We start from the raw sequence: 12209 nt of genomic DNA, 5'->3' as shown, positions 1-12209 counted from the left end.
CGGGGAGGCGTGCTCCGGCTTCCTACCTGCTCCGTGGAGCCACGCTCAGGGCACGCCGACGAGGGTGATGCCCGCGGCGCGCGCGCCCGCGAAGAGCTCCGGCGCATCCAGCAGCACGGTGCGCCCCGCCTCCAGCGCCAGCACCTTCGCGCCCACTTCCTTCATCACCTCCAGCGTGCGGGGGCCCGCCGCAGGCAGGTCGAAGCGCATGTCCTGCTGCGGCTTGCAGCGCTTCACCACCACCGCGCCCGCGCCCCCCAGCAGCCGGCCGCCGCGACGGATGGCCTCGTCGGTGCCTTCCACGGCCTCCAGCGCCAGGACGTGGCCCTCGTGCACCACCACCGTCTGGCCCACGTCCGCCTGCCCCAGCAGCACGGCGACCTCGCGTCCCAGCGCGACGTCCCGGGCCTGCGCCGAGCGCAGCGGAGGCCCCGCGAGGTGACCTTCCGGGCACAGCACCTCGCCCAGGAAGTCCGTGGGGGCGATGATGGTGATGCCCCGCGACTCGAAGTCCGCCGCCACCGCGCGCAGGAGCGCGTCATCCCGGAAGCTGCGCAGGCGGGAGATGATGCGCATGGCCCCCAGGTCAGGCCGCGCGTCCTTCAGCGCCTTCACCCGGCCGATGCCGCCCGCCATGGCCGCCTGCCTCACCTGGGAGGCCTGGAAGGCCTTCTGGATGCGGTTCACCTGCCCCACGCGCACCCAGGTGAGCGAGGCGACCTCGGAGGCGAGCGCCGGGTCCGTCTCCCCCCGGTGCGCCACGGCCACCACCTCCAGCCCCCGCGCCTTCGCCGCGCGAGCGAAGAGGAACGGGAGCTGCCCGTTGCCCGCGATGAGGCCGATTCTACTGTCCTGGGGTACAAGCGCCATGTTCACAGCTTAGCGCGTCACAAAGCTCAGCGCGTCAGCCCACGCTTGCTCTGCGCGATGAAGGCCACCAGATGGTCGACCTCCGGGTGGCCCGCCAGCTCCGCGCGCAGCCGCGCCAGCGCCTCCTGGAGTCCCAGCTTCGAGCGGAACAGGATGCGGTGGGCCTCCTTGATGCGCTCAATCTGCTCCTTGGAGAAGCCGCCGCGCTCCAGGCCCACCGTGTTCAGTCCCACCAACTCCGCCCGGTCGCCCTGCGCCGTGGCGTACGGGGGGATGTCCATGGTCACCATGGCGCCGCCGGAGATGAAGGCGAACCTGCCCAGGCGGGTGAACTGGTGCACCGCCGCCAGGCCGCTGATGATGACGTGGTCCTCCATCGTCACGTGGCCCGCGAGCGCGGACCCGTTGCCGATGCGGCAGCCGTCCCCGACGATGCAGTCGTGGGCCACATGGCTGTTGGCCATGAAGAGGTTGCCGTTGCCGACCCGCGTGGCCCCGCCGCCGCCCGCCGTGCCCTTGTGCAGGGTGACGAACTCGCGAATCGTGTTGTCGTCGCCGAGCGTGAGCTCGGTGTCCTCGCCCGCGTACTTCAAGTCTTGCGGGTCCGCTCCCACCGAGGAGAACTGGAAGATGCGGTTGCGCGCGCCGAGCGTGGTGCGGCCCTCGATGACGACGTGGGGCCCCACGCGGGAGCCCTCGCCAATCGTCACCTGGGGACCAATGACCGAGAAGGGCCCCACCTCGACCGTGTCGTGCAGACGCGCATCGGGATGAACCACCGCGGAGGGATGAACCTGAGCCATGTCGTTTCCTCTGCCTCGCCAGCTCGCGGTCAGGACGCCGCGCCCTCTGCCGCTCCAGCGTCCTTGTTCTTGTCCACCACGGTGGCCAGGAACTCGCCTTCGGCGACCTTCACGCCATCCACGGTCGCCGTGCCCTTCGTCTTCCACACGGCGCCCTTGTGTCGCAGCACCTCGATGAGGAGCTGCAGCCTGTCTCCCGGCACCACCGGCTTGCGGAAGCGCGCTCCGTCAACGCCCATCAGGTAGGTCACCTTCTGGGTCGGGTCCATGTTCTCGCTCTTATACGCAAGGATGGCCGAAGCCTGGGCGAGCGCCTCCAGGATGAGCACGCCGGGCATCACCGGGTGCCCCGGGAAGTGCCCGTTGAAGAAGGGCTCGTTGATGGTGACGTTCTTGTAGGCCGTGATCTTCTGGCCGGGAACAATCTCCACCACCCGGTCAATCAGGAGGAACGGATACCGATGCGGCAGCAGGTTCTGGATTTCACCGATGTCCATCACTCCCCCTTCGCCTTCTCGAGCTGCTCCACCCTGCGGCGCAGGGCCCGCATTTCCTTGAGCATGTCCGCCACCTGCCCCGACGCCGCGCTGGCACGCAGCCACTCGCGGTGGGCAATCGCGGGACTGCCACTCACCACCTGCCCGTCCGGGACGTCATGGGCCACGCCCGACTGGGCGCCGACCTTGGCGAGGTCACCGACGCGGATGTGGCCCACCACGCCCACCTGCCCGGCCAGAATCACGCCGGTGCCAATCTCCGCGGAGCCGGACACGCCCGCCTGCGCGCAGATGAGCGACATGGGCCCCACGCGCACGTTGTGGGCAATCTGAACCAGGTTGTCGAGCTTGCTGCCCCGCCCCACCACCGTCTCGCCCACCGTCGCGCGGTCGATGCAGGTGCAGGCGCCCACCTCGACGTCGTCCTCGATGCGGACGTTGCCGACCTGGGGAATCTTGAAGTGCTCCGGCCCCTCTTCGCCCTCGGGATTGAAGGCGAAGCCGAAGCCGTCCGCGCCCACCACGCTGGCCGCGTGCAGGATGACGCGGTTGCCGATGACGCAGCGCTCGCGCACCGTGACGTTGGGGTGCAGCACGCTGTCCTCACCCACCGTGGCGTGCTCGCCCAGGTAGGCCCCCGGGTACAGCACGCTGCGAGCACCCACCTGGGCGCCCGCTTCCACGCAGGCCCCGGCGAGCACCGTGGCCTCGGGGTGGATGGTGGCCTCCGGATGGACGTGCGCGCCGGGACGGACGCCAGGCGCGGGACGGGTGGCCGGATGGAACAGCCGCAGCAGCTTCGCGTAGGCGAGGTGCGGGTTGGTGACCCGCACCAGCGCCACGCCCTCGCGAGGCGGAGCGTCATCGCCGACCAGCACGGCCGAGGCCTTGGTGGACTCGAACTGGCGGCGGTAGCGCGTGTTTCCGTAGAAGGACACGTCTCCCGGGCTGGCTTCCTCGAGCCCGTTGAGTCCGTGGATGAGCTGCTCAGGGTCACCGAGAAGCTCTCCCCCGACATGGGCGGCGAGCTCCCCGAGCCGTCGGGGTGCGGGGGAGGTCTTCACGTGGCGCCGATTACTTCGTCGGGGCGTCCTTCGCCGCCGTCGTCTTCGTCGTCTTCGCGCTGTTGTAGGAGCGAATCACTTCGTTGGAGATGTCGTACTGGGCCTTGGCGAAGACGATGCCCGAGTCACGCTTGTCCAGGACCATGCCCAGGTCGTCCCGCTGGGCGATGGACGCCACCACCTGGTCGATCTTGTTGATGATGGGCTCCATCTCCTGGCGCTCCTTGGTGGCGGCCTCGCCGCGGCTCTTCTCCCACTTCTGGGCGAGCACCATCACCTTGCGCTGCAGGTCCGCTTCCTTCTGGGCGCGGACGTCGGGAGTCATCGCGCTGGCCTGCTTGTCCAGCGTCTCCTTCTCCGTGCGCAGTGCGGTCTGCTCCTTGTCGATCTCCTTCTGCTTCTCCTCCAGCCACTTCTGGAGGCGGGCCTTGGCGGCCTTGCCGTCATCCACCTCGAGCAGGACGCGCTGGAGGTCCACGTAGGCGACCTTCAGGTCGGCGGCCGAGGCGGCCACCGGCAGGGCAAGCGACAGGACGGCGGCCATGGCCGCGACAGTGGTGCGAAGCGACATGTTCAACAGCTCCTCAGGGAAGGGTACAGGGTCCGACGTCAGACGCCCGGGCTTGTTCAACCCTTCCCGCCAGGGCGGGGCCGGGACGACGGACGACGGCTTATCAGAAGAAGTTGCCGATAGTGAACTCGAACAGAATCCGGTCGTCTTCCGGCCGCCTGGTCAGCGGGATGCCCCACTCGAAGCGCAATGGGCCAATCGGGCTGAACCAGCGGAAGCCGAAGCCCGCGGAGTGGAAGAGGCCGAGCGGCAGCTTGTCCTGTCGGTCCTGGAAGAAGCGCTCGTTCGAGCCGAAAGCATTGCCCGCGTCATAGAAGAGCACGCCTCTGAGGCCGGCCTTCTCGAAGATGGGGAACTCCAGCTCGAAGTTGAAGACGAGCTGCTTGTTGCCGCCGACGAGGAAGTCCGTGACGGTGGCGTCCGGGTTGCCGGAGCGGGGCACCTTCACCGAGGGGCTGATGCTGCGCAGGTAGTAGCCGCGGACGCTGTTGATGCCACCCACGTAGTAGAGCTCGGAGATGGGCAGCGGCTTGTTCGAGTCGAGCTGCTGGATGTAGCCGATGGTGGCGTTCGTCTTGAAGACGAAGCCCAGCGGCATCGGGAAGTACAGGCGCGAGTAGGCCGTGTACCGGTTGAAGAGGAACGTGCCGCCCAGGAAGTCCGGGGCCAGCTCCACCGAGCCGTAGTGGATGAAGCCGCGCGAGGGGAACAGGCGGTTGTCGCGGCGGTCGAACGACAGCGACAGCCGCGCCGCGCTGGTGGTGCCGGACAGGAACTGGTTGGCCAGCAGCACGGCGCCCAGGTTCGAGCCCGCCTCCACGTTCACCCACTCACGGGTGTAGCCGACGGTGCCGAGCAGGTCGTCGATGAACTGGTAGCCGATGGAGACGGTGCCACCGGTGGAGTTGCGGATGAAGCCGTCGTAGTCGGCCTGGACGCGGAAGAACTCCGCGGACAACAGGTAGTTGGTGTCCAGGAAGTACGGGTCATAGAACGACAGCTGCACCAGGGAGCGCAGGCCTGAAATCTGCGCGGACGCGGAGACGCTCTGGCCCCAGCCCAGGAAGTTGTTCTGGGAGATCTGCGCCGTGAAGATGAAGTTCTCCACGTTGGAGAAGCCCAGGCCCACCTGGAAGGTGCCGGTGGCCTTCTCCTTCACCTCCACCTGGAGGACGATGGTGTCGTCGGTGCTTCCCGCGCGCTGCGTGATTTCCACCGTCTCGAAGAAGCCCAGGGCGGTGACGCGCTCCTTGCTGCGGCGCACACCGGTGCCGCTGTAGAGCTCGCCTTCGTACACTCGCAGCTCGCGGCGGATGACCTTGTCGCGCGTCTTGCTGTTGCCGACGACGTCGATGCGCTCAATCGTGACCTGGGGGCCCTTCTGCACGTCGAAGGTCAGGTCCACCGTGCGGTTGTCCGCGTTGACGCTGGTGACGGGGTTGATGTTCGCGTACGCGAAGCCGCGGTCGAAGTAGACGTCCGACAGGCCCAGGATGTCCTGCGACAGCTGCGAGCGGTTGAAGCGCTGGCCCGGCGTCGACTTCATCAGCTTGGACATCTGCTCCTTCGACACGTCGGAGAGCAGGTCTCCGGAGAAGTCGATCTTCCCGATGTCGTAGGGCTCGCCCTCGGTGATGCGCAGGGTGATGTAGATGTAGCGCTTGTCCGCGCTGAGCTGGACGGTGGGCTTGTCAATCTTGACGTTGATGAAGCCCCGGTCGTAGTAGGCGATCTGGATGACGGCCAGGTCGCGCTGGAAGGCCTCTTCGCGGTAGGTGCCCTCACCCGTGAAGAAGGACAGGAAGCCTCCCTCGCGGGTGATCATCGTCTCCTTCAGCTCCGCCGCGGAGACCTTCTCCGCGCCGATGAAGGTGATCTGCTTCACCATCACCTTGGCGTGCTCGTTGATGATGATGAGCACGTCGACGCTGCCGCCCTCGTTGGGCTTGATCTGGTACTTGACCTCGGCGAGGAAGAAGCCCTTCTCCACGTACTTGGCCTGGATCTTCTTCACCGTGCTGCGCACGGTCTCCAGCTCCAGAATCGTGTTGGGCTTGGCCTCGATTTCCTCCTTCAGGTCGTCCCGGCTCAGCTCCTCGTTGCCCTGGAGCGTCACCCAACGGACGATGGGCCGCTCCTCGACGCGGACGACGTAGGCGACCCCGCGCGGCAGCCGCTGCACGAGCAGCTCCACGTTCTGGAAGTAGCCCAGGGCCCACACGGCCCGGAGGTCCTCGGCGCTGCGCGCGGACGCCAGGGGCTGGCCGACCTTGGTGCGCAAGGCGCGACGGATGGCCTCCGCCTCCACGCGCTTGTTGCCTTCGACGCGGACCTCCACCACCCGGTTGAGGTCATCCTCGGACGCGGGGGCTTCGTCGGCGGGGGCGGTGTCGACAGGGGCGTCCTGAGGACGTTCAGGAGCGGGGGCCGGGGTGCTCGGAACCGGGGTCGCTGAGGGCGCACCCCCGTTCACCTGCGCCTGGACGGAGCCAGGCACGAGCGACCACAGGACGACCGCCAGCAGCGGGAGCAGTGACTTGCGGGACAGAACGGGGTGCCTCAAGGGGAGACCGGCCAGAGAAAGGCGGGGCAATGTACGGGAAGGGGCGCGACGCCCTCAATCCAAAAGCGCGGAGCCATCAAGCCTCCGACACCTGCCCGCCAGCCAGCCGCAGGCGGCGGGGCATGGAACGGGCGAGTGTTTCATTGTGGGTGACGACCACGGCGGTGATGCCCAGCTCCCGGTTGACGTCCCTCAGGAGCTGGTGGATGCCCTCGCCCGTGGCCGGGTCCAGGTTGCCGGTCGGCTCGTCGGCGAGCAGGACGGCGGGCTTGAGCACCAGGGCGCGCGCCAGGGCCACGCGCTGGGCCTCGCCACCGGACAGTTCCCCCGGCCTGTGGTCCACCCGCTGCCCCAGGCCCACCCGCTCCAGGAGCTCCCGGGCATAGGTGTAGGCCCCGGAGCGCTCCTGGCGCTGGATGAGGGCGGGCATGGCCACGTTCTCCAGCGCGGTGAACTCCGGCAGCAGGTAGTGGCTCTGGAAGACGAAGCCCATGGTGCGGTTGCGGAACTCGGCGATCTCCGCGTCGTTCATGTCGAACACGGAGCGGCCCTCGAAGAAGACCTCGCCCGCGGCGGGAGCGTCCAGGGTGCCCAGCACGTGCAGGAAGGTGCTCTTCCCCGCACCGGAGGCCCCCACGAGCGAGACGAGCTCTCCCTTGCCGATGTCGAGCGACACCGCGCGCAGCACGTCGATGCGCTTGCCGTGCAGGAAGTAGCTCTTGAAGACGTTGCGGATGGACAACAGCGTCATGGCTACTCCGCCTTCAGCCCTTCCACCGGTTCCACGCTGCTGGCCTTGAGGGCCGGATAGATGGACGCCAGGTAGGTGACGAGCACCGCGATGACGACTGCCAGCGCGGTCTGCAAAGGTTCGATGCGCACCGGCAGCGCGGGAATGTAATAGACCTCCGGGTCCAGCTTGATGCCGACCTTCTCGATGAAGAAGCACCAGGCAAGGCCGGAGAACAGGCCCAGAAGCCCTCCCGCGACGCCAATCTGGAGGCCTTCCGCGAGGAAGATCTTCACGATGCCGCCATCGGGGACACCCAGCGCCTTGAGGACGGAGATCTCCTTGCGCTTCTCCAGCACCAGCATGATGACCGTGGCGACGATGAGGCCCGCGGCCACGATGATGATGATGGAGAGGATGATGCCCATCACCAGCTTCTCCAGGCGCAGCGCGGAGAAGAGGTTCTTGTTCATCTCGCCCCAGTCCCGGGCGCGGTAGGGATACCCGCCGAGCAGCTTCACCACCTGGCCGGAGATGCGCCGGGCGTCGTCGATGTCGAGCACCTTCAGCTCGATGCCGGACGCGCCCTGGATGTTGAAGAAGTCCTGCGCTTCCTTGAGCAGGATGTAGACGAACTTGGAGTCGTACTCGTACATCCCCGAGTAGAAGACGGCCGCCACGCGGAAGGCCCGGTTCTTGGGGATGGGCCCCGTGGGCCCGAGCTCCGTGCCCAGCGGTGACACCACGTTCACCCGGTCTCCCACCACCACGCGCAGCGACGCGGCCAGCTCGCGGCCGATGACGATGCCGGGCAGCACGGGCGGCTTCGTCGCCTTGCCGGAGCGGCGGATGATGTCGTCTCCGCCCGCTTCCCCTTCCCCGCCGCCCTCGGGAGCCTCGGTCTCCTCTTCATCCAGGCCGCGCGAGAGGATCTTCTCTGGCGTGTAGAGGATGTCGAGCGAGCCGTTGCCGAGGATGTTGCGGGGCAGGTCCGTGACTTCGCCCACCGTGGCCGGGTCGATGCCCTTGATGATGACGCCGTCGACGTTGCCCTCGGAGGCGATCATCACCTGGTTGATGATGAAGGGCGTCTGCCCGGCGATTCCGGGCACCTTGCGGATGGACTCCATCACCTTGGCGTACTCGGGCAGGTCCCCCGCGTACCGCGTCACCACCGCGTGGGCATTGGTGCCGAGAATCTTCTTCTGGAGGTCCGCCTCGAAGCCGCTCATCACCGACAGGACGATGATGAGCGCCATGACGCCCACGCCCACGCCGCCCACCGACAGCGCGGTCATCATCATGGTGGGCGACTGCTCACGCAGCTTCAGCGAGTGCAGCGCCTCCGACGCGGCCAGCGGATCCGACAGGCCCAGCGCGCGGATGCGGGTGCGCTCCACCGCGGCCTCGGCGGCGCGGATGATGAAGTACACGAGCAGGGGCGGGATGATGCCGAACATCAGCACCGCCAGCGTCCCCAAGAGCAGCGACGGGCGGAACACCGCGACATGGCGGCGCGCGACGAACAGCTCGAAGCCCAGCTTCAGGTCCACGCGCCCGCTGCCGGCGGCGACGAAGCCCGTGTTGATGCCCAGCACCAGCGCCAGCACCAGGCCGGTGAAGGTCAGCCAGTAAGCCAGCTCCGGACGGCCGAGCAGGCTCGCCACGTACGTCACCTCGCGCAGCCGGTAGCCCAGCTGGAGCTGGAGCCAGGGGATGCGCTCCATCAAGGTGAGGAGGAGGGGGACGGGCAGCCCCAGGTAGAGCACGCCAATGGTGGCTTCCGGCAGCGACAGCCGCTGCGCGCGAGACGCCCCCACGAAGCCGGAGATGAAGGCCACCGCGGCGGCAATCACCAGGGAGATGGCGAACGCGCCGGTGGGAGGCAGCGACAGCCCTCCACCCGAGTCCTTCACCGCGCTCAGGTCCGTGGAGGGCACGCCGCTGGAGAGCACGGTCTGGAGGAGGACGAGCACCAGCTCCGCGAGCAGGATGCCGCCGCCGTAGGCCCCCAGCGTGCTCCAGTAGAAGTCCCGGTAGCGCGCCAGGCGCGGGTACAGCGGAGCCCCGGCCGCGAGGCTCGGACCTTCCGTCGTCGCGGGCGCGCGGCGGGTCCCGGCGGCGACCAGTCCCCAGCCCAGCAACCAGATGAGCGTGCCGGAGACGAGCGACCACGTCCCGGCCGGAGGAAGCGAGTCCTTCACCGCGGCATGCGCCGGCAGGAGGGAGCCTGCGTTGATGGCCTGGAGCACCCCGCCCCAGCCGAACAGGGACAACCCCAAACCGGAGCTGACCTCCGCCCAGGCGCCGGACGCGGAGATGGACCACGCGAGCAGGATGAATCCCACCAGGGCCACGAGGGCCCCGGCCCAGAGGAGAATCCAGCGGTGGACGGTCTGCCGTTCTGCCGAGTGCACTTGGCCTCCTGGCTACTTCGCCAGTGGCTTGAGGAGGGGAAACAGGATGACGTCGCGGATGCTCTGCGCATCCGTGAACAGCATCGCGAGCCGATCAATCCCGATGCCTTCACCCGCGGTGGGAGGCATGCCGTGCTCGAGTGCCCGGATGTAGTCCTCGTCGTAGTCCATCGTCTCCTGCTGTCCGCGCTGCTTGGCGTCGAGCTGGGCCTGGAAGCGGCCCTTCTGGTCCAGCGGGTCGTTCAGCTCGGAGAAGGCGTTCGCGATTTCCCGCCCCGCCACATACAGCTCGAACCGGTCCGCGATTTCCGGATTCTGGTCGTTCCTGCGGGCCAGCGGGGAGACGGCGGTGGGGAAATGGGTGATGAAGGTGGGATGAATCAGGGTGTGCTCGACGTGGGCCTCGAAGAGGGCGCCCACGAGCTCGCCGTGGTTCATCGTGTCAATCGCGCGGCGCTCGGACTCGGCGTGCGCCGTCTTGAGCAGTTCGTGGCGGAGCTTGTCCGCGTCCGCCATGTCCTTGTCGGTGAGCGTCCCACCGCCCACGGCCTCGCGGATGGCCTCCACCATGGAGATGCGCTTCCAGCCCTTGCCGAAGTCCAGCACGTGCTCGCCGTACTTCACCTTGGAGTCGCCGGTGACGGCCTTGGCCGCCTCCGAAATCATCTCCTCGCTCAGGTCCATCAGGTCCTCGTACGTGGCGTACGCCTGATAGAACTCGAGCATGGTGAACTCGGGGTTGTGCCGGGTGCTGATGCCCTCGTTGCGGAAGTTCCGGTTCACCTCGTAGACGCGCTCCAGGCCGCCCACCACCAGTCGCTTCAGGTACAGCTCTGGAGCGATGCGCATGTACAGGTCGATGTCGAGCGCGTTGTGGTGCGTGGTGAAAGGGCGCGCCGCGGCGCCCGACACCAACGGGTGCATCATCGGCGTCTCCACCTCGACGAAGTCACGCCCGTCGAGGAAGGAGCGGATGAAGCGGATGAGCTTGTTGCGCCGGAGGAAGGTCTGCTTCACGTCCGGGTTGGACACGAGGTCCAGGTAGCGCTGGCGGTAGCGGATCTCCACGTCCGTCAGGCCGTGCCACTTCTCCGGCAGGGGCCGCAGGGACTTGGTGAGCGGAGTGAACTTCGTCGCCGCCAGCGTCAGCTCGCCCGTCTTCGAGCGGAACAGCGTGCCGGTGACGCCCAGGAAGTCGCCCATGTCACACAGCTTGAAGACCTCGTAGCCTTCCGCGAGCGCGTCCTTCTTCATGTGGACCTGGATTTCGCCGGAGCGATCTCTCAGCTTGATGAAGGCGGCCTTGCCGAACGAGCGCATGGCCACGAGCCGACCGGCGACCTCATAGGTAGCGGGCGTCTGCTCCAGCGCCTCCGGGGTGGCGTCCGCGTGTTTGGCGAGGATGTCGGCCGCGAGGTGCTGAGGGCGGTGGCCATTGCCGTAAGGGTTGAAGCCGGCCTCACGCCATTTCGCGGCCTTCTCCAGCCGCTGGTCGTAGATTTCCTGCTCCTTCGAGCCCAGGTCGTTGTTCTGGTCGTCAGCCATCGCGCGCCCTTCCAAGAGGCGCGGCACCGTAGCCAAGGCTCCCTCAGGACGCAACGCAACACATCGGGAAGCTTCAGGGGGCGGCCATCACCAGGAAGGCGGCCACCGCGGCGGCGAGCAGCAGGGGGATGAGGATCTCCACCGGAAAGCGGTGCTGCATGTGGGCCATGTGCAGGCCCTTCAGGCCGAAACGGCGCTGACGACGCACGCGAGTCATCACCAGCGACGCCAGCGCGGGCGGGGCCTTCTCCCGCTCCACGCCCTGGAGACGTCGTACGGTGCGCGAATATCCCTCCCACCCCTGGCGGCACTCATCGCAGCCGTCCAGGTGCGTACGCACCGCCTGCGCCTGGGGGGCGGGCAGCTCGTCGTCGGCGAGCGCGAAGAAGAGGGCCTTCGCCTCGCGGTGGTTCAGGTGCGGGTCCACGTCCGGGAGTCTGCGATGGAATCCACTCATGGCTCAAGCCGCCCCAGGAGGTTCGCCAGTTTTTCGCGCGCCCGGTGGAGCCGGCTCTTCACCGTGCCCTCGGGCAGCTCCGTGATGTCCACGATTTCGTCGTAGCTCAGGCCCTCGATATCGCGCAGGGCCACCAGCATGCGGGCATCCGGCTCCAGCTGGGAGATGGCCCACTGCACCCGGGCCCGCTCCCGAGCGGCGTCCAGGGCGGCATCCGGCGCGGGAGGTGCCCCCGGGCCGTCCACCCACAGGTCGCTCGTCTCGTCGTACTCCTCCGAGCGCCCCCTGCCGCGACGCTTGAGGTACTTGAGCCGGTTGATGCAGTGGTTCTTGGTGATGCGGAACAGCCAGGTGGACAGCTTCGCGTCCTCGCGGAAGCGGCGGACGTTCTGGTGCACGCTGACGAAGATCTCCTGCACCAGGTCGTGGGCCTCCTCGCGGTCCCCCACCATGCGGACGCAGAAGTCGTAGAGCCGGTCCTGGTGCGTGCGCACCAGCTGCTCGAAGGCCTCGGGCTCGCCTTGGCGCAGTCGGGCCAGCAGGGCCGCGTCCTCGCGCCGTGACGCGGTCGCATCCGCGGCCGGCCCGTCCTCTCCGATTTCGAGCACGCCGCCCGGCGACACCGATGTCCTCCCGCGACAGCCCCTCCAAGAAGGAAGGGCCACTGCTCCTCGAGCCTATCCCGTTCCCCT

Annotated in this window: 11 protein-coding genes; all 11 read right to left on the bottom strand. The window is 67.8% G+C overall.

Translation table 11 applies throughout. From position 1 onward, the window contains the following. Window positions 1-45 precede the first annotated feature (45 nt). Complete coding sequence (locus LZ199_RS40300) at window positions 46-870, bottom strand: LpxI family protein (RefSeq protein ID WP_253999120.1); 825 nt, start codon at window positions 868-870, stop codon at window positions 46-48. Between the two features lie 26 nt (window positions 871-896). After that, window positions 897-1673 (bottom strand): acyl-ACP--UDP-N-acetylglucosamine O-acyltransferase, encoded by a 777-nt coding sequence (gene lpxA / locus LZ199_RS40295; protein WP_253999119.1) that lies wholly within the window; start codon window positions 1671-1673, stop codon window positions 897-899. A gap of 29 nt (window positions 1674-1702) precedes the next feature. After that, window positions 1703-2170, bottom strand: a complete 468-nt coding sequence (fabZ, locus tag LZ199_RS40290; protein WP_141648302.1) for a 3-hydroxyacyl-ACP dehydratase FabZ — start codon at window positions 2168-2170, stop codon at window positions 1703-1705. After that, entirely contained in the window at window positions 2170-3234 is a 1065-nt protein-coding gene (gene lpxD / locus LZ199_RS40285) for a UDP-3-O-(3-hydroxymyristoyl)glucosamine N-acyltransferase (protein ID WP_253999118.1), read from the bottom strand. The genes fabZ and lpxD overlap by 1 nt, the downstream gene beginning before the upstream one ends. Before the next feature lie 10 nt (window positions 3235-3244). Further along, window positions 3245-3805 (bottom strand): OmpH family outer membrane protein, encoded by a 561-nt coding sequence (locus LZ199_RS40280; protein ID WP_253999117.1) that lies wholly within the window; start codon window positions 3803-3805, stop codon window positions 3245-3247. A gap of 103 nt (window positions 3806-3908) precedes the next feature. After that, window positions 3909-6368, bottom strand: coding sequence for an outer membrane protein assembly factor BamA (gene bamA, locus LZ199_RS40275; protein ID WP_253999116.1), 2460 nt, complete (start codon window positions 6366-6368; stop codon window positions 3909-3911). Window positions 6369-6444: 76 nt separating this feature from the next. Beyond that, complete coding sequence (locus tag LZ199_RS40270; protein WP_253999115.1) at window positions 6445-7119, bottom strand: ABC transporter ATP-binding protein; 675 nt, start codon at window positions 7117-7119, stop codon at window positions 6445-6447. A 2-nt stretch (window positions 7120-7121) separates the two neighbouring features. After that, on the bottom strand, window positions 7122-9515 hold the full coding sequence (locus LZ199_RS40265; RefSeq protein ID WP_253999114.1) for an FtsX-like permease family protein: 2394 nt from the start codon (window positions 9513-9515) through the stop codon (window positions 7122-7124). A gap of 12 nt (window positions 9516-9527) precedes the next feature. Continuing rightward, window positions 9528-11060 carry a lysine--tRNA ligase gene (lysS, locus tag LZ199_RS40260; protein WP_253999113.1) on the bottom strand — a complete coding sequence of 511 codons (1533 nt, stop codon included), beginning with the start codon at window positions 11058-11060 and terminating at the stop codon, window positions 9528-9530. A 73-nt stretch (window positions 11061-11133) separates the two neighbouring features. Next, the gene (locus tag LZ199_RS40255; RefSeq protein ID WP_163869713.1) at window positions 11134-11517 is read right to left on the bottom strand and encodes an anti-sigma factor family protein; all 384 of its coding nucleotides are present in this window, start codon (window positions 11515-11517) and stop codon (window positions 11134-11136) included. After that, window positions 11514-12140 (bottom strand): RNA polymerase sigma factor, encoded by a 627-nt coding sequence (locus LZ199_RS40250; RefSeq protein WP_253999112.1) that lies wholly within the window; start codon window positions 12138-12140, stop codon window positions 11514-11516. Before LZ199_RS40250 ends, LZ199_RS40255 begins: the two co-directional genes overlap by 4 nt. Window positions 12141-12209 lie beyond the last annotated feature (69 nt).

Origin of the sequence: Myxococcus qinghaiensis, assembly GCF_024198215.1 — a bacterium.
In the GTDB taxonomy this organism is placed as follows: domain Bacteria; phylum Myxococcota; class Myxococcia; order Myxococcales; family Myxococcaceae; genus Myxococcus; species Myxococcus qinghaiensis.
Note: the sequence above shows the minus strand (reverse complement) of the source record. Positions and strands in the feature narration are given on the sequence as shown.